Origin of the sequence: Sphingomonas sp. OV641 (genome assembly GCF_900109205.1) — a bacterium.
Taxonomy (GTDB): Bacteria; Pseudomonadota; Alphaproteobacteria; order Sphingomonadales; family Sphingomonadaceae; genus Sphingomonas.
Genome location: NZ_FNZB01000004.1, coordinates 72,418 through 89,444, shown reverse-complemented (window position 1 = coordinate 89,444; position 17,027 = coordinate 72,418). Strand labels below are relative to the sequence as shown.

General features: G+C 70.0%; 17 protein-coding genes. 5 read left to right on the top strand and 12 right to left on the bottom strand.

Translation table 11 applies throughout. The features are described 5' to 3' along the window. Positions 1–37 precede the first annotated feature (37 nt). The 3 genes from BMX36_RS16395 to BMX36_RS16385 all read right to left on the bottom strand — a co-directional run bounded on the left by BMX36_RS16395 (position 38) and on the right by BMX36_RS16385 (position 1,631). The gene (locus BMX36_RS16395) at positions 38–238 is read right to left on the bottom strand and encodes a ComEA family DNA-binding protein (RefSeq protein ID WP_093067173.1); all 201 of its coding nucleotides are present in this window, start codon (positions 236–238) and stop codon (positions 38–40) included. Positions 239–282: 44 nt separating this feature from the next. Further along, complete coding sequence (locus tag BMX36_RS16390) at positions 283–774, bottom strand: nucleoside deaminase (RefSeq protein WP_066778689.1); 492 nt, start codon at positions 772–774, stop codon at positions 283–285. 107 nt (positions 775–881) lie between these two features. Beyond that, positions 882–1,631, bottom strand: coding sequence for an SDR family oxidoreductase (locus BMX36_RS16385; RefSeq protein WP_093067171.1), 750 nt, complete (start codon positions 1,629–1,631; stop codon positions 882–884). Between the two features lie 244 nt (positions 1,632–1,875). Here BMX36_RS16385 and BMX36_RS16380 point away from each other — a divergent pair, with 244 nt between their 5' ends. Beyond that, positions 1,876–2,427, top strand: a complete 552-nt coding sequence (locus tag BMX36_RS16380; RefSeq protein WP_066778702.1) for a 3'-5' exonuclease family protein — start codon at positions 1,876–1,878, stop codon at positions 2,425–2,427. A 33-nt stretch (positions 2,428–2,460) separates the two neighbouring features. Here BMX36_RS16380 and BMX36_RS16375 read toward each other — a convergent pair whose 3' ends face one another. After that, a complete protein-coding gene (locus BMX36_RS16375; RefSeq protein ID WP_093067169.1) occupies positions 2,461–3,474 on the bottom strand; it encodes an MBL fold metallo-hydrolase in 1,014 nt (337 codons plus the stop codon). Between the two features lie 101 nt (positions 3,475–3,575). Between BMX36_RS16375 and BMX36_RS16370 the strand changes: the two genes are divergently transcribed. Next, a complete protein-coding gene (locus tag BMX36_RS16370) occupies positions 3,576–4,757 on the top strand; it encodes a hypothetical protein (RefSeq protein WP_093067167.1) in 1,182 nt (393 codons plus the stop codon). Between the two features lie 312 nt (positions 4,758–5,069). On the opposite strand, the gene hmpA is transcribed toward BMX36_RS16370, so the two are convergent. Then, on the bottom strand, positions 5,070–6,263 hold the full coding sequence (hmpA, locus tag BMX36_RS16365) for an NO-inducible flavohemoprotein (RefSeq protein ID WP_093067165.1): 1,194 nt from the start codon (positions 6,261–6,263) through the stop codon (positions 5,070–5,072). A gap of 54 nt (positions 6,264–6,317) precedes the next feature. On the opposite strand from hmpA, the gene BMX36_RS16360 reads away from it, so the two are divergent. Continuing rightward, positions 6,318–6,839, top strand: a complete 522-nt coding sequence (locus tag BMX36_RS16360) for an RrF2 family transcriptional regulator (RefSeq protein ID WP_371262926.1) — start codon at positions 6,318–6,320, stop codon at positions 6,837–6,839. 910 nt (positions 6,840–7,749) lie between these two features. Here the strand turns inward: BMX36_RS16360 and BMX36_RS16355 are convergent. Both BMX36_RS16355 and BMX36_RS16350 read right to left on the bottom strand, forming a co-directional pair. After that, positions 7,750–8,310: a TspO/MBR family protein gene (locus tag BMX36_RS16355; RefSeq protein ID WP_093067163.1), complete on the bottom strand. Its 561-nt coding sequence runs from the start codon at positions 8,308–8,310 to the stop codon at positions 7,750–7,752. After that, positions 8,307–8,549: a glutaredoxin domain-containing protein gene (locus BMX36_RS16350; RefSeq protein ID WP_066779628.1), complete on the bottom strand. Its 243-nt coding sequence runs from the start codon at positions 8,547–8,549 to the stop codon at positions 8,307–8,309. Before BMX36_RS16350 ends, BMX36_RS16355 begins: the two co-directional genes overlap by 4 nt. Positions 8,550–8,794: 245 nt before the next feature. Here BMX36_RS16350 and dinB point away from each other — a divergent pair, with 245 nt between their 5' ends. After that, positions 8,795–9,904, top strand: coding sequence for a DNA polymerase IV (dinB, locus tag BMX36_RS16345; RefSeq protein ID WP_093067161.1), 1,110 nt, complete (start codon positions 8,795–8,797; stop codon positions 9,902–9,904). Positions 9,905–9,941: 37 nt separating this feature from the next. On the opposite strand, the gene BMX36_RS21785 is transcribed toward dinB, so the two are convergent. Then, entirely contained in the window at positions 9,942–10,115 is a 174-nt protein-coding gene (locus tag BMX36_RS21785; protein WP_156455453.1) for a hypothetical protein, read from the bottom strand. 288 nt (positions 10,116–10,403) lie between these two features. Between BMX36_RS21785 and BMX36_RS16340 the strand changes: the two genes are divergently transcribed. Continuing rightward, positions 10,404–10,751 (top strand): hypothetical protein, encoded by a 348-nt coding sequence (locus tag BMX36_RS16340; protein ID WP_218142193.1) that lies wholly within the window; start codon positions 10,404–10,406, stop codon positions 10,749–10,751. 9 nt (positions 10,752–10,760) lie between these two features. Here BMX36_RS16340 and BMX36_RS16335 read toward each other — a convergent pair whose 3' ends face one another. From BMX36_RS16335 to BMX36_RS16320, 4 genes are all read right to left on the bottom strand, one after another. Then, the gene (locus BMX36_RS16335; protein ID WP_066779615.1) at positions 10,761–11,405 is read right to left on the bottom strand and encodes a response regulator; all 645 of its coding nucleotides are present in this window, start codon (positions 11,403–11,405) and stop codon (positions 10,761–10,763) included. Beyond that, positions 11,402–13,051 (bottom strand): sensor histidine kinase, encoded by a 1,650-nt coding sequence (locus BMX36_RS16330; protein ID WP_093067157.1) that lies wholly within the window; start codon positions 13,049–13,051, stop codon positions 11,402–11,404. Before BMX36_RS16330 ends, BMX36_RS16335 begins: the two co-directional genes overlap by 4 nt. Before the next feature lie 384 nt (positions 13,052–13,435). Continuing rightward, positions 13,436–14,428, bottom strand: a complete 993-nt coding sequence (locus tag BMX36_RS16325) for a hypothetical protein (RefSeq protein WP_093067155.1) — start codon at positions 14,426–14,428, stop codon at positions 13,436–13,438. Further along, the gene (locus BMX36_RS16320) at positions 14,418–17,024 is read right to left on the bottom strand and encodes a fimbria/pilus outer membrane usher protein (protein ID WP_093067153.1); all 2,607 of its coding nucleotides are present in this window, start codon (positions 17,022–17,024) and stop codon (positions 14,418–14,420) included. The genes BMX36_RS16325 and BMX36_RS16320 overlap by 11 nt, the downstream gene beginning before the upstream one ends. Positions 17,025–17,027 lie beyond the last annotated feature (3 nt).

The following is a 17,027-nucleotide window of genomic DNA, read 5'->3' as shown; positions in this document are numbered from 1 at the left end:
CCCAAATCCCGCCGGGTGGACAGCGGAGCCGCGCGGATCAGCACCGGATCACGGACGCGAGGCCCGCCGTTTTTCCCGCCATGCCGGGCACTTCCTCCAGCTGGCGAAGCGCAGTGAAGCGACCCCGTTCCTCGCGATAGCGGACGATCTCGAACCCATGGCCCTGAAGCGCGGGCACGGCATCGATCTGCTCGGCGGAGGCGGCGTTGATGTCGAGCGGGGCGGACGGATCGGGCATCAGCGTGCTTTCAGATGGGGATGCGCCCACAGATGGGGACGGGTTCACAGATTGGCCTGTTCGTCCGCCGGCAGATCGGCACCGGGCGGATAATAAAGCGTGGCGCATTCGGCGGCGAGGCACCCGCCCTCAATCACGATGTCGTCGCGATAGGCATCGGCGATGAACGACAGCGTGTCGACATGGCGCGCCTCGAAATACATTTCGTGCACGTCGTCGCGCCCCGCGCCATAGACCACCCGGCCGACCTTGGACCAGATCGAGGCCATGGTGCACATGCCGCACGGCTGAAGCGTGGAATAGAGCGTCGCGCCGCGCAGTTCCTGATCGCCGATCCCCTCGCACGCGCGGCGGATCGCCATCATTTCGGCATGGGCGGTGGCGTCGGGCAGCTCCTCCGTCTGGTTGCGCTCGCCGGCGATCTCGCGCCCGTCCAGCACGATCACCGAGCCGAGCGGCGCGGTGGAGGGATGCGACCCCTTGGACCGGGCGATCTCGATCGCGCGGCGCATCCAGCGTTCGTCTTCCTGCGTCATCCTCTCGCCTCCGGACGCGCCAACGCACCAGAATAAAAAGCGGTTCGCCCCCCTGCTCCACATCAAGATGATTGCCCGCGAACGAATGTGCCCGCGCGGGGACGCGCTCAGGAGGCGCGTTGCGCCAACGGCTCGATCCGCAGCGACACCACGTCGACGCCGGGCGGGCGGGTGGCGGCGAAGAGGATCGCGTCCGCCACCTGATCGGGATCCAGCATCCGCTGTTCCTCCACCTGGCGCGCGCGCTCCTCGGGCGGGAGCGGCTGAAGCGCGGAATCAGTGGCGCCCGGCTCGATCAGCGTGACGCGGATGCCGTCGGCGATCAGTTCGCGGCGCAGCGTTTCGGCAAACAGGGCAACCCCGCCCTTGGAGGCATTGAGCACGCTGTCACCCGCCGCCGCGCGATGCACGCTGGCCGAGCCGACAAGGATGATCATCCCCTGCCGGTCGCCGGCGACGCGCATCCGCTCCACCGCGCATTGCGCGGCGGCGACATGGCTCACCAGATTGTTGTCGAGCACGGCGCGCCACTCCGCCTCCGCCATGGTCATCAGCGGGCCGGCGCCAACCCCGGCGCAGGCGACCAGCAGGTCAAGCCCGCCCAGCCCGGCATCGACGCGCGCGAACACATGGGCAAGGCCGCTGCTGCTGGCGAGATCGGCGGCCACCGCCTCCAGCAGACCGGTTTGGGCGGGAAGCACGATCTCCTCCGTGGCGCGCCGCAGATCCGCCTCGTCGCGATCCGCGATCAGCACCCGCGCGCCAAGACCGATGAACCGCGCCGCGACCGAGCGGCCAATTGCGCCGGCACCGCCGGTGACGAGCACGCGCTTCCCCGCGAGATGTGCCGCTTTCATGCCCGTATAATGCGCCTGGGCGGCGGCGGGTTCATCGCCGGCCGGCGAGCCGGGGCCGCGCCGCGCCGACGCGCCGCGCTGGCGAGGTCGATGAAGGATCGGCCCGATCGCCCCGGCCGATCGCCCGGACCATTCGCCCCGACCGATCGCCCGGACCGATCGCCCGGACCGATCGGCTGAACGGGACGTTCTCGTATCACGCCGGGCGATGGACCAAAGGGAAAGCGATGCCAAAGGGAAAGCGATGAAGGTGTTTCTCGATTTCGAAGCCTCGTCGCTGTCGGATCACAGCTGGCCGGTGGAGGTGGCCTGGGTGTTTCAGGACGGCCGGTCCGACAGCCACCTGATCGCGCCGCTGCCGCAATGGACCGACTGGGACGCGGAATCGGAACGGATCCACGGCCTGTCGCGCGCGCGGCTGGAGCAGGAGGGGCAAGCTGCGGCGGAGGTGGCGACGCGGATGGTGGAGGCGCTGGGCGGGCATGACCTGTTCGCCAGCGCGCCATCCTGGGACGGCAAATGGCTGAGCGCGCTGCTGCGCGGCGCCGGGCTGGACCGCCACGCGCTCCGGCTGCGCAACACGGGCGAGGCGCTGGAGGAAACGGCGCGCGAGGAACTGAAGCACCGCTTCTCGGGGCCGCAGCTGGAGGACGAAACGCACCGCATCGTGACAAAGGCGGGCGCACGGCCGGAAGATCCGCCGGCGCATCGCGCATTGCCCGACGCGCTGGCCGAGCGGGACCGCTGGCTGGCCGTGCGCGCCGCCGCGCGAAAGCGGGTGGCGGAGGAGGAATAACGGGCCGCTCGGGCCGGAGGATCTCCCGGCGCCTCAGCCCTCGTCGGCGGCGGGCGTCACGTCATGCGCTTCACCCGGGTGGCCAGCGACGAAGCGGCGGGGCGGGATGGCGGCGGCGGACAAGGCGGTGGCGAGCGCGAGGCGGGGCGCGTCGCGGGCCTCGTCGGTCAGCTGGAAGGTGCCCCAGTGGATGCCCATCGCCCAGCCTGCCGCGACCTGGCGAAAGATGCGCACCGCCTCTGCCGGGTTGATGTGCTGCGCCGCCATGAACCAGCGCGGCTCATAGGCACCGATCGGGATCAGCGCGGCATCCGGCGCGCCGAGCCGATCGGCCACCGCCGTGAAGATCGCGCCATCGCCATAGCCGGTGTCGCCGACGAACCAGACGCTGCCCGCCGGCGTGTGGAGCCAATGCCCCGACCAGAGTGCCATGCGCACGTCGCTGGGCCAGCGGTTCGCCCAGTGATAGGCGGGCGTCAGCGTGGTCGCGATCCCCTGCCCCGCGCCACCTTCTCTCAGCACCAGCCGGTCCCACCAGTCGCCCACCACGCAGCGCGCATCCGGCACGGCGGCCTTCAGGATCGCATCATTGCCCAGCGGCAAGGCGAACAGCGGCGCGTGATCGGCCTGGAGCCGGCGCAGCGTCGCCACATCGAAATGATCATAATGGCAATGGCTGATCAGCACGGCATGGATCGGCGGCAGATCCTCATAAGCGATGCCGGGCGCCGTCACCCGCTTCGGCCCGAGGCGCGCGAAGGGGCTGGCGCGGGTGGACCAGACCGGATCGGTCAGGATGTTCATCCCCGCCGCCTGGATCAGCACGCTGGCATGGCCGACCATGGTGACGCGCAGCCCCGCCACCGCCGCTTCCGGTGTCGCCTGGGTGACGGGCACGGCGGCGGGCCAGCGCGCCGCGCCGCCCGCGAGCTTCCATCGCAGCAGGGCGCGAAGGCCCCGATCGGTGGAGGGCTGGCCCGGATTGAAGAAGCGAACACCATCGAAATGGTCGCTCGTCGGGCCCTGATAGTAACGATTGCGCGCCATGGCACCGAGCCTAGGCGGCCGGCGCGCAAATGTAACCCGCCCCGGCACTTGCCGCCGCCCGGACGGCGTGTAGGCTGCCGTTTCACCTGCGGGAGATCACAATGTCCCTGTTTCTTCTGCTCTTGGCTCAAGCGAGCGGCGAGATCGTGGTGACGGGCAAGCGGCTGGAGGAGGCGCATCAGCAGTGCGTGCGCGGCGGCTGCACCCCGCTGCGCGATGCGCAGGCGAGCATCGCGCTGGCCGAGGCGCGCTTTCGCACCGGCAAGTATCTGGACGCGAAATCGGTGCTCGCGGGCGCGATTTCCCGCAACAAGGGCAAGGCCGAGAGCGATCCCAAGCCGGTCGCCGCGATCTACGAGGCCTATGCCACGGTGGCGCTGCACGAGGGCAACCAGGACGATTATCGCCGCGCGGTGGCCAGCCAGGTGCATGTCCTGAAGGACAATCTGCCGCCGGACGACCCCGCCGTGCTCGCCGCCACCACCGCGCTGGGCGACATGTGGGTGAAGACGGGAACCGCCATGCGGGCGGAAGCGGCCTATCGCGCCAGCGAGGACGCGGCGCTGAAAAGCGGCAACGATCGCGCGGCGATGCTGGCGGGGATGAAGCGCGTGTGGCTGCTGACCGCCACCGATCGCCCGAAGGACGCCCGCGCCAAGCTGGACGAGCTGGATCGCCGCACGCTTGCGCAGCAGCCGGGCTATGCCACCGCGCTGCGCGTGCTGCGGCTGCGGATCGCCGCCAAGGATGCCGAGGGGGAGAATCTGGACCGGCTGATCCGGTCGCTCGGCCAGGGGCAGGATGAAGCGCCCGTGCTGCTGAAGGCGCCGCCCTATGAGCTGGACGCCGCGGCGCAGCTACAGGAGGCGCGCGGCCGGGCGCGGTCCTATCTGGGAAGCAGCGCGGCGTTCGGCTCGCGTGCCGACGCTGACGTTGACCCCGACCCGTATCGCAGTAGCGATCTCGATGCGATCCAATGGGCCGATGTCGGCTTCTGGATCCGGCCCGATGGCACCACGGCGGATGCGGAGGTGCTGCGCCAGTCTTCCGGCAATCCCTGGACCGATCTGGTGCTGCGCCAGATCGCGCAGCGGCGCTATTCGGCGCGCGCCGCCGGGTCGGGGGACGATGGGCAGGGCTATTACAAGGTCGAGCGGCTGACGCGGCGATCCAAATATGTCGTGCCGACGAACAGCCTGATCAGCCGCCGCGTTGCGGTGGGCGGGTTCGAGACGCTGGACCTGACCGAGGAGGCGGACCAGGCCGAGCGCGCGAGCCGCTAAGGGGCGCGCCCGCCGCGCCGGGCGGCGGCGGGGCACGGGTCGTTGATCCGGGCACGCGATGGCGGGACGGCTTCAGGGTAATGCCACGCCGCCCTCGCCGCGGACCGGATCAGGGCGGGAAAGCGGAAGGAGAGCGCCGCTGCGCGTGCCGGCATCGCTGAACCGATCCGGCGTTCGCGAGGCCGCGACACCCACCCCCTCGTGCCGGCTGGTTCGGCATCCTGTGCCACGACCCTCAAGCCAGAGAATGCGCGGCACCCCGGATGCCGGGACGGGCCCGGCATGACGGGGTGAGTGTCGCGGCCTCCTGGATCAGGCCGCCAGCACCTCGTCCGTCGGGCCGAACAGCTCGTAATGCACCTGCGTCGCCGGCACGCCGGCGGCGACCAGCCCCGACACGAACGAGCGCAGGAACGGGCGCGGGCCGCAGAGATAATAATCGGCCTCCACGAACGGCGTGTTGGCCTTAAGCCAGTCGATGGTGATGAGGCCGGCCTCGGCCTCGTCCGCTTCGTCGCGCCGCTCGTAGAAGGTGGCGACCTTCGTGCCGCCGTGCCGGGCGGCGAGCGCGCGGACCTGCGCATCCAGCGCATGGGTCGCGCGGCTGGCGGTGCCATGGACGTACCAGATGGGAACGCCCGGGTGCACGGCCGCGATCTGCTCCAGCATGCTGACCAGCGGCGTGAGGCCGACCCCGCCCGACAGCAGCACAATCGGGCGATCCGGCGCATCCGCCAGGAAGAAATCGCCGGCCGGCGGCGTCAGCTCGATCACCGTGCCGGGCACCGCTTCGTCATGCAGGAACGCCGAGGCGCCGCCATCGGCCTGACGCTTCACGGTGATGCGATAGTGATCGTCGTTCGGCCCGCAGGAAATGGAGAAGTTGCGCTTCAGCCCGGGGCGGCCGGCAACATCGAAGCGCAAGGTGAGATACTGGCCGGCACGGTGGCGCAGCACCCGGCCGCCATCCTCCGGCTTCAGGATGAAGGAAGCGATGCCTTCGCTTTCGTCCTTGCGCTCCGTCACCACGAAGCGGCGCCAGTCGGTCCAGCCGCCGTCATGCGTCATGATCTCGGCGCGGATCGCCGCCTCGCGGCCCTTCAGGATATCGGCGAGGAACCAATAGGCCTCGCCCCAGGCGGCGAGAATCTCGGGCGTGGCCGCCTCGCCCAGCACCTCGGCGATCGCGCCGAGCAGGGCGGTGGCGACATGGGGATAATGTTCGGCCTTGATCGCATAGCCGATGTGCTTTTGCGCGATCCGCTCCACCGCCGGGCCGAGCGCGGCGAGATTTTCGATGTTGCGGGCGTAAGCGAGGATGGCGGTCGCCAGCGCGTGAAGCTGCGCGCCATTCTGCTGATTGGCGGTGTTGAACAGCGCGGCGATCTCCGGATCCTGGAACAGGCGGCGATACATGGCGCCGGTGATCGCGGCGCCATGGTCGGCAAGGGCGGGAACGGTGGCCTGAACGATGGCGATCGTTTGCGGGGAGAGCGGCGCGGGCATGAACGACTCCGTAAAAGAGGTATTTGCAATGCCTGTATTCCTCCGCGCATATACATGCAACCAGAATACCTGTATAAGCGCGGCATGAAGCTGAGCCGCTACACCGACTATGCGCTTCGCGTGCTGATCCACCTGGCGGCGCACGACAACGAGCTCGCCTCCATCGGGCGGATCGCGACCCGCTATGCGATCTCCAAGGATCATCTGATGAAGGTGGTGCAGGATCTCGGCCGCGCGGGCTTCGTGGAGACGGTGCGCGGCCGCAACGGCGGGCTGCGACTGGCGCGCCCGGCCGCGCAGATCAACATCGGCGAACTGGTGCGCCATACCGAGGGCGGGTTCGACCTGGTGGAATGCGGCGACTGCGTGATCGCGCCGGCCTGTGGCCTGCCGCGCGTCCTTGCCGAAGCGACGCGCGCCTTCCTCGCCGCGCTCGATCGCTATTCGGTGGCCGATCTCGCCAACCGGCCGGCAGACCTGCGCGGCCTGTTCGCGCTGCGCGATACCCAGGCGCCGGTGCCGGAGGAGGTGCTGGCGGCGGACGGCATCAGCATGAGTGAGCCTTCGCGCGACTGAACGCTGACGGGTGCGGCGGCCGGATTGCCGCCGGGAGCGCGTTTGCGAGTGGGGCGCGGGGGTTGGCCAGATCTCTTCGTGTACCGCGCCGCAGACCTTCGAGCCGTTGCGTGCGCGGAGCCTTGGATCCCGGCGCAAGGCCGGGATGACGGGGTGTTCGGGGCGATGGCGGGGCTTCGCGAGGGGCTCGCGTTCGTCGGGGTACGGGGGAAGCGCGTCACGCCAATTCCAACCGTCACCCCGGCCTTGCGCCGCGGTCCAAGGTTCCGCGTGTGCTAGGGGTTGAGGTTGGCGGGACGGTGGCTGCGGGCGCGGGCGGTGGCCGTCGGGAGCGCGTTTGCGAGTGGGGCGCGGGGGTTGGCCAGATCTCTGCGTGTACCGCGCCGCAGACCTTCCAGCCGTTGCGTGCGCGGAGCCTTGGATCCCGGCGCGGGGCCGGGATGACGGGGTGTTCGGGGCGATGGCGGGGCTTCGTGAGGGGCTCGCGTCGTCGGGGTACGGGGGAAGCGCGTCACGATTTCCCCTCGCCGTCACCCCGGCCTTGCGCCGGGGTCCAAGGTTCCGCGTGTGCGAGGGATTGAGGTTGGCGGGACGGTGGCTGCGGGCGCGGGCGGTGGCCTTTGCGATTGGGGCGCGGAGGTTGGCCAGATCTCTGCGTATACCGAGCCGCAGACCTTCGGGCCGGTGCGTGCGCGGAGCCTTGGATCCCGGCGCGGGGCCGGGATGACGGGGTGTTCGGGGCGATGGCGGGGCTTCGCGAGGGGCTCGCGTTTGTCGGGGTACGGGGGATGCGCGTGACGATTTCCGATCGTCACCCCGGCCTTGCGGTGGGGTTCGGGGCTTCGCCAGCGTGATCGGTTCGGCTGGCGGACGCTTGGATGCCGGGAGGGGCCCGGCATCCACGCGTCGGTCAGGCGCCGGCGGATTGGGTGGGGTCGGCGTCCTGGCGCTGGCGGGCGCTGTTGCGCTGCCACACCTGTTCGGCGAGCACGGTGGCGAAGCCGACCCAGGCGACGAAGGGCACGCCGAGCAGCGCGGCCGGGCGATCGGCCCGCGCGGCGGAGGCGACATAGCCCGCGCCGCTCGCCACCATCGCGCCCGATGCCACCGCGCCGGCGCCAAGCTGTCGCTTGCGAAAGAACAATTCGGTCCAGCCGCCGATCATGCCCGTGTTGAGCAGCCACAGGCCAAGCGCCAGATTGCGCCCGGCACCGGCCGGCTGGCGCAGCAGGCGATAGCCGCCCACCGCCAGCCCGCTTTCCAGCGCCGGCCACACCGCGCCGAACGCCGCATCGGGCGGGGTATAGCCGGGCTTGTCGAGCCGCTTGTACCAGGCGCGGGTGCGCGGGTGCTTCGCATCGGGCGCGTTGCGGCGGCCGACCAGCGCGCTGGCGCCCAGCACGCCGGCAACGATCGCGGCGGCGGCGGGGCGCGAGAAGCCCACGCGCGGCGAGGTGACGGCCGCGCTCATGCCGAAAGATACCGTTCCAGATCGTCGCTGCCGCCGATCCGCTCGCCACCGATGAACACCTGCGGCGTGGTCGGCACGCCATGTTCGGCCTTGAACGCGTCCACCTCCTCACGCGTGGAAAGCACCCGATCGTCCACGTCATAGCCGGCGGCTTCCAGCATCTGCTTGGCCCGCACGCCAAAGGGGCAGGTGTGATCCGGCAGGACCATTCGGTAGAGGATCGCTGTCTTGTCGGCCATGAATACTCCATCTCGCCGGGTCGCTTGGCCCGGAGCTTTACTGCGGCGGCGCGCCTTGCGGGGATGACCCAGCAATGACACGGTCCGCCAGTGACACAGCGCGGCACCGCGACGCTCGTTCCATCACATGACGTTCGAATGCTGCGACAATGCGTCAAGATGGCGCGTCAGGACGGCGTCAGGACGGCGCCGCCGCGGGGCGATCCGCCGTTCCCATATTGTTCTCATGCTGCTACAGCGCCGGCATGGAAGATGGATCGATTCGCAAGATCATCCATGTCGACATGGACGCCTTTTTCGCGTCGGTGGAGCAGCGCGACAATCCCGACCTGCGCGGGCGGCCCGTGGCGGTCGGCTCCCCCAATGCGCGCGGCGTGGTGGCGGCCGCCAGCTATGAGGCGCGCGCCTTCGGGGTGCGATCCGCCCTCCCCTCCGTCACCGCGCTGCGCCGCTGCCCCGACCTCATCTTCGTGCGCCCGCGTTTCGAGGTGTACAAGGCGGTATCGCGGCAGATCCACGCCATCTTCGCCGATTATACCGATCTCATCCAGCCGCTCTCGCTGGACGAGGCCTATCTGGACGTGACGGCGAACCGCGCCGGCCTGCCCACCGCCTGGGCTACGGCCAAGGCGATCCGCGCTCGCATCCTGGGGGAAACCGGCCTCACCGCCTCCGCCGGCGTGTCCTACAACAAGTTCCTGGCAAAGCTCGCGTCCGACCATCGCAAGCCCAATGGCCAGTTCGCCGTGACGCCGGACATGGGCGCGGCCTGGGTGGAAGCGCTGCCCGTGTCGCGCTTCCACGGGGTCGGCCCGGTGACGGCGGCCAAGATGAAGCGGCTGGGGATCGAGAGCGGCGGCGATCTGCGCGCCAAGTCGCTGGCGTTCCTGGAGCAGCATTTCGGCAGTTCGGCGGGCTGGTATCACGCCATCGCGCGCGGCGAGGATCATCGCCCGGTGAACCCGCACCGCGTGCGCAAATCCTCCGGCTCCGAGACGACCTTCAACCGCGACCTGACCGAACCGGCGGAGATCGAGGCGGGCGTGCTGCGCATGGCGGACGATGTGTGGGAATGGTGCGAAAAGGCGCAGGCATTCGGCCGCACCGTGACGGTCAAGATCAAGTTCCAGGACTTCCGCCAGATCACCCGCAGCCGCAGCCACCCGGGTGCGGTGGCGGATCAGGCGCTGTTGCGGCAGGCGAGCCTTGATCTCGTCCGCTCCATCTACCCGCCCGAGGCGGGCATCCGGCTGGTCGGCGTGACCGTATCCAATTTCGACGTGCCCGCGCCGGAGGAAGCGCCTGCGCTGCCGCTGTTCGGCGACGCGCCCGCGTCGGTCCCGGCCGGGCCGTGACGCCCCGCCGGCCGTGTTGCCGGTGGTGCCGCTGCCGTCAGTTGCGCAGCAGCGGCGTGGTCCAGCAGGCGCTGGCTTCGTCGCGGCGGCGCAGCCGGTCCGCTTCCTCCAGCAGGCGCATCGCCTCCATCAGCGTGGTGGCGCCGCGCGCTTCCTGCTCAAGCTCGCGCCAGCGATCCGATTTGGGCAGGTTCCGAAACATCAGGCTCATCGCCGCACTCCCATCCCCCGATGAGCGGAGATTATGTTCGATTCGGTGCGATTCTTCAATCAAATGAGTGGAGTATAAGTAAGTACCCGTATCGGGCTAACCCCGTATGTTCGCAGTGCGAACGCATAGCCATCAAGTAGTTACCGTGTCCCCATGCGGCAAAGGACTTGTACCCAAGATGACGCGGGGGCGATGCGACATGCCCCCAACTTGGCGGGGTGGCCGCACAATTGCGCAGAAACGGAATATAGAAGCGGCGAACAAGATGTGAGGCAGTGCGAGACGATGATGACCGAGTTCGATGCCGTGCATCAGGAGCTGCGCGCGATCATGCTGGATGCCGCTGCCGGCCTGGTCGTCGCGCGCGACGCGCCGGGCGATCTGGTGGTGCATCGCAACACGGCCGATCCGAAGAGCGGGCAGCCGCAATGGTTCGGCACGGTGACGATCAAGAAGAGCTACGTCGCCTATCACCTGATCCCGCTGTACGACGATCCGGCGCTCGCCGACGGCCTGTCGGGCGCGCTGGCCAAGCGGCGGCAGGGCAAGACCTGCTTCAACTTCAAGGCGCGCGACGCGGCGCTGTTCGCCGAGGTGCGCGCGCTGACGCAGCAGGCACGCGCGGCGCTGCGCTGATTGCGCGCGTCAGCCGCGGCTCTCGCGCCTGTTCTCCCGCGCGAACATGATCGCCACCGCCGTGCGATTGTTCACGTACAGCTTCGAATAGATGCGGTTGAGGTGGGTCTTCACCGTCCCCTCGCCGATGTTGAGCGCGGTGGCGATTTCGCGATTGGTGCGCCCGTCGGTGATGAGCTGCGTGATCTCACGCTCGCGCGGGGTCAGCTCGGCGATCGGATCGGGCGCCTCGCGATAGGCGGAGGCGCGGGCGATCGCCGGCTGCACCACCTCCGTCGGCAGCCAGCGCGCGCCGCCCGCCACCTGCTGGAGCACCTGGGTCAGCGTTTGCGGCGCGGCTTCCTTCAGCACGATGCCCGCCACGCTGGCGGACAGCGCCTGAACCACCTGAAGATCGCTGATCTGCGCGGTGAGCAGGACGATGCGCACCGGCCATTGCTCCCGGTTCACCCGTTGCAGCACCTCCAGCCCCGACAGCGTGGGCAGCGCCAGATCGAGCACCGCCACGTCGGGCCGGCAGGCGGCGATCATGCCCAGCGCCTCCGCCCCGTCCTTGGCGCAGCCGACCAGCTCCATCCCCGGTTCGGCCTGGATCAGATCGGCCAGCCCGCGCAGCAGCAGCGGGTGATCGTCGCACAGCATCACCCGGATCATGCCGCCAGCCTCACCAGCGGCAGGGTGATGGTGAGCGCAAGGCCGGTGCCGCGCCGCGCCACCGCCAGCGATCCGCCCAGTTCCTCCACCCGCCGGCCGATCGAGGCGGGATAGGGCACCGGGCCCGTGCCGCCGCCCGATCCGTCATCGGCGATGCTGACGACCAGCCCCTCCCGCTCGCGTTCGAACAATACCGCCACGTGCCGCGCCCCGCCGTGCCGCGCGGCATTGGCGGTCGCCTCCGACAAGGCGAGGCACATTTCCGCGGCAATCGTTTCATCCACCACCAGCGTCGGCGGCTCCACCCGAAGCGTCACATCGCACCCCCATTGTTCGCCCAACGGCGCCACGAACATCTGCAACTGGTCGGCGAGCAACTGCCGCCGGGTCGATCGTTCGCGATTGTCGCTGACCAGCCGGCGGATGCGCGCCTGGATCGCCTGAAGCTGGTTGCGCAGCCGGGCCAGCACGCCGAGATCCGCCGCCCCGTCGCGCGTGGCGGCATCGAGCTGGATCACCGCCGCCGTCAGATCCTGCAGCACGCTATCGTGCAGGTCGCGCGCCAGCCGCACCCGTTCGCGCAGCGACGCGGCGGAGGCGAATTCCTGCACCAGCGCATATTGCTCCAGCTCCATGGCGATGCGCGCGGCGACGATCCGCATCAGCAGGCTCATGTCCGTTTCGCGCGAATGCGGATTGGCGACCAGCACCGCGCCGGTGAAGCGGATGGTGTCGAAGCGCGACACGAACACCGCCCGCCATGCTTCCGCGATCGGCCCCGCCATGCGCGATAGCCCCGCGTGCAGCGCCGCGCGCTCGGCCGCGCCCAGCTCATGCACCGGGCGCTGGCGGGAAAGGCCGGTGATGATCCGGCCGTCCGCGAAGACGGGGACGAAGTGATATTGCGCGCCGTCCCAGATGGCGGCGCAATGCGCGTCCTGATCCAGATCGCGCCAGATCACGATGATCGCGCCCGATTCCAGCACGCGATTGGCATGGGCGAGCGAGGAGGTGAGCCAGGGCCGGTCCTGTTCGGGCACGATATCGTGCGGCCAGGCGGCCAGTTCACGCAGCCGGGTGGCGCTGCGGCTGCGGTAATTGGCGAAATAGCCGAGCAACAGCACGCTCGCCCAGCAGAAGGCGGAGCGCATGATCATGATGTTCAGCTCGGATTCGCCGTCGGTCAGGTCGCTGGCGGCGACCACGATCAGGATGAGCTGAAGCACCGCCGCCACCGCCAGCGTCCCCGTCCAGCTCCAGCGGATCGCCGCGGAGACGAGCAGAAAGGTGAAGCTGATGAAGAACGGGCTTTCCAGTTCGCCGGTGATGTGCACCAGGATGCCGACCGTGGCGATGTCGCACGCGGTGCTCAGCACCTGCCACAGGTGCCGCGCGCGGATCTTCAGCGGCACCAGCAGCAGCGCGATCGACAAAGCGAGATAGGCGGCGAGCAGCCAATAGGCGATGCCGGCGAGGTTCAGCGGCTGGGTCGGATCGACATAGATGGCGGTGAGCGCACAGGTCGCGATCAGCAGCCGGCCAATGGCGATCAGCTGCTCGGGATCCGCATCGAACAGCGCGTGGCGCGCCGAAACGGCAGGCGGGACGGAGGGCAGCGCTGGCGGTGGAACGGGCGAGGAGAGCATGGCCGTACTTTAGTTCACCCCCGTGCGGTCGATGCTGCCCTTGCGGCCATTATCCATTTGCGCCCTGCTCCCTTCCTGCCCGCCTGCCGCGCAGGCTCCCCCCGGACGCGCCACGTCGACGCCACGTCGCCGCCGCCTTGCCCGCTCGCGAGCGATGGGGCTGCCGCCCCCCTCGGCAGCCCCCCACCCGGCCGGCGACCCCATGTCGCCCGGCCAGATTAGGGCGGGCCGCGCGGGGCGAGACTGCCGATCGGTATAGCCTTTGGCGGGAAAGCGCCGGCGCGCGGGGGCTACTCCCGATGGCGGTGACAGCGCAGGGGGGCGGCGCAGGGGGGCGGCGCAGGGGGGCGGCGCAGGGGGGCGGCGCCGGGCGGACGCGTGCGCTTACCCCTCGGCCTTGAAGGTCACGACCAGCTCGTCGCGATAGACGCCGGCCGCAGCGCGGGGATGCGGATCGACGGTGATGGTGAGATCCAGCATCAGCGGCGTTTCGGGCGTGGTGACGAAGCGCGTTGCCGTGCCGCCCGCCGCCAGGCTGATCGGCCGGCCGCCGGCGGACAGGCGATAGGGAATGCCCGGCGCGCCCGCCTGATGGCGCAGCACGCCCCCATTGGCCGACTGGAAGCTGAGCGACACATCCGCATTCGCCGTCACGTCGAAGCCGAGCGTGCGGGTGACGCCGCCCTCCAGCCGGCCGAGATCCACCGCCCCGCCGCTCGCGCCCGGCAGGAAATCGCGCGCGGACACGCTCAGCACCGATGGCACGGCGGCGGCGATAGCGAGCGGCGCCTGCACCACCAGCTCGGGCAGGCCGTCTCCCAGCCGGTACAGGCGGATCACCGTGTGCCCGGCATAAGCGCCCGCGCGCACCACCTGCCCCGGCGGGATGGACACGAACAGCGCCACCGCCTGCGATCCCAGCCCCTCGCCCGAGGCGCCGTTCAGCCGCGAGAAGCTGGTGCCCTGCACATCCTCCGACAACAGGGAGGGGCCGTTGGGCGATTGCAGCACGTCAAAGCCCAGTCGCCCGCCGCCCGCCGACTGGAGGAACGCACCGTCGGGCGCGCGCTCCGCGGTCAGATACCATTGGCATGGCGCGCCATCGTGCAGCACCACCACATCCGTCTGCTCCAGCGCCTCTTCGGCGGTGGGTTCATAGCCGCGCCCGTAGATGCCGCGCCACGCCGTCTGCCCGGCCAGCCGCAGGTCGAGCTGGCACGGCTCGCCGCTCGCCGGTGATGATGCGCCAAGCGGCGGGAGCTGCGCGGGTGCCCCGCCCTCCGCCGCCGCCGCTGGCGCCGGCATCGCCCCAAGCAGCAGGCCGAGCAGCAGGCCGAGTAGCGGGGCGGGCAGCGGGGCGGCACGGTTATTTCGCATCCTGTTTCTCCCGGATCATATCCAGCCGGATCGGCGCCGCGATCCGGGTTGGGCCAGCCTTGCCGGTCGGCACCGCGACGTCGGTCGTCACCCGCCGCCCATCCACCGTGACGCTGATCTGATAGGTCGCCCCCTCCACCAGCCCGTCGAGGAAGAAGCGCCCCGATCCGTTGGTGAAGACGAGCTTGGGCTCCGGCTCCTTGCCGCCCGCGCGCCGCGCCTCGCCGGAGACGAAGGGCAAGGGCGTGCCAGCCGCATCGGCCAGCACGCCGACGATCGCGGCCGCGCCGCCGTCGCTCGACTGTGCCGGGCGCAGCAGATAGCCGGATCGGAACCCCGGCTTCAGATTGAACACCGCGCCCGCGCCCGGCGCGGCCCGGTCGCCGCGCTGGTCGACCTGGATCGAGCGTTCCAAATAGGGTTGCAGGTCCGGGATCACGCCGGCGCCCAGCCAATCGGTATAAGCGGCATAGCTGGTCACGGCGGAGCCGAAGCCGGTGCGCGGCTCCAAGGCATAATCGCCGTCCTTGGGCGGCGTGACGATGGCGAAGCTGTTCAGCACCGGGCGGGACAGGGCAAAGGCGCCGTCCGCCATCACCAATGCGGTACCGAAGCCAAGCGAGGTGCGCAGATCGCGCACGCCCGGCGCGGCGGTGCGCACCACATCGGCAAACCCCTCGAAGCGATTGCCGACATAGCTGCCGCGCACATATTGCCGATCCGCCCCGTCGCGCCGCTCCACCCCGGCGCTCAGCCCGGCGGCGCCCACGCCCTGCGCGGCGATGCGGTTATATTCCAGCCGGGTGGCATTGTCGCGCGTGGCATAGCTGGCGGACACGGTGCCGCGGCCAAGCGGCACGAAGAGCGCGACACTGGCGCTCAGCCCGCTGTCCTCGCGCGCCTTCACGTAATCGACATTGGCCGAGATGGTGCCGAAGCGCGCCTGATAGGAAGCGCCGACGCCCACGAACCAGCGCTCGCCGCCCGCGCCGAAATCGCCGAAGTCGCGCAGGCGATCATAGCCGCCGGACAATTGCAGGCGGGTCCGCTCGCCCACCATCTGGCCATAGCGCGCCTGCGCCGAGACGGCGGTGAAATTGCCCCCGAACAGGCCATCGAGCGTGCGATAGTCGCGCCCGGTCAATTGCACCTGCGCGTCCAGCGAGCGGCCGAGCTGCTGATCGGTATCGCGCCACGAATAGAGCAGCACCGCCGATGCGGTGGCGAGCGAGGGCGCGCGCACGTCGGTGGACGCGGCAACGAAGATCGACCCCAAGGGCGAGGCCCAGGTCACTTCGCCGCCCAGATTGGTGAAGCGCTCGTTCCCCTCTACGCTCGCGCCCACGGTCAGCACGTCGCTGACGCCGTAGCGGGCATAGCCGAGCAGGTTGAAATCATCGCGGTCGTAACGGCGCAGCCCGCCCTCGTCGCGATAGGGAACGCCGGCATTGGCGGAAAATTCGAGCATCCCGGGCGCCAGCAGGTCGATATCGTAGAAAGCGGGAAAGCGGATCGTTTCCACCTCGCCGCTGGCATAAGTGATGCGGATCTCCACGTCGTTCGTGGCCGAGGGCATCAGCGAGAAATCCTGCAGCGAATAGCGCCCCGGCGGCAGCGAGAAGGTGCGCCCGCCGCGCCCGTTCACCAGCACGTCGACCCGCGCCGGCCGGTCGATCTCGAACGCGCGCGCGCCGCCCGGGCGGATGTTCAGATAGGGATCGATGCGATACTCGCGCCGCGCCGCCACGCCCATGATGCGCCCGCCGCGCTGATAGGAGCGGCGACCGATCGACAGGTCGCCCGCCTCATAGCGGATCAGCCGATCGACATCGTCATAGGTGGCGCGAACGTCGCCGCGGCTCCACTGCCGCTCGCCGCGCTCGGCATAGCGCAGCCGCCCCTGAAGCGCGACGCCGCCGATGTTGAGCCCGAGGTCCGCATCCGTGGCGAAGCCGGACAGGCCCGTTTCCCCGCGCGAGGATTGCGCCACCACGTCCACCCCGCCGCGAAACGAGGCATAAGCGGACACGCCCGCCTGCTCGACAAAGGCAAGCTCCGGCCGCGCCCGCGCGCCGCGCATCCGGATCACGCGCGCGGATCGCATGGCCATCGGCACGCCAACCGTCATCACCAGTTCGCCGGGATCGAACGCCACCGTCAGGCCAAGCGCGCGCAGCTCCGCAAAGCCGACGCGCGCGCCGCGGTTCGCCAGCGCCTTGAACGCATCCGCCTGCGCATCGAGCAGGATCGGCAGCAGCACCTCCGTCACGAAGGCGCTGTCGACATGCCCCTCCCCGGCCGGGTCGATCATATAGGCGCCCGCCGGCATGCCATCCAGCAGCACGGTGTAGCGCCCCGCCGCCACCGGCGGGCGTTCCTTGCCGAACACGCGGCGGAAGATGTCATCGGCGGACGGGGTCGCCTCCGCCGGGCCCGCGGGCGCGACACCGGCCTGGACCGGCGCCCCGGCTTCGACCTGAGCCTGGGCTTCGACCTGAGTCTGGGCCGGGACCTGAGTCTGGGCGATCACCATGGAGGGCAGGCTCGCGCTGACCGACAGCAGCGCGAGGCGCCCGAGCCCAACCAGCCGGGCCACGGC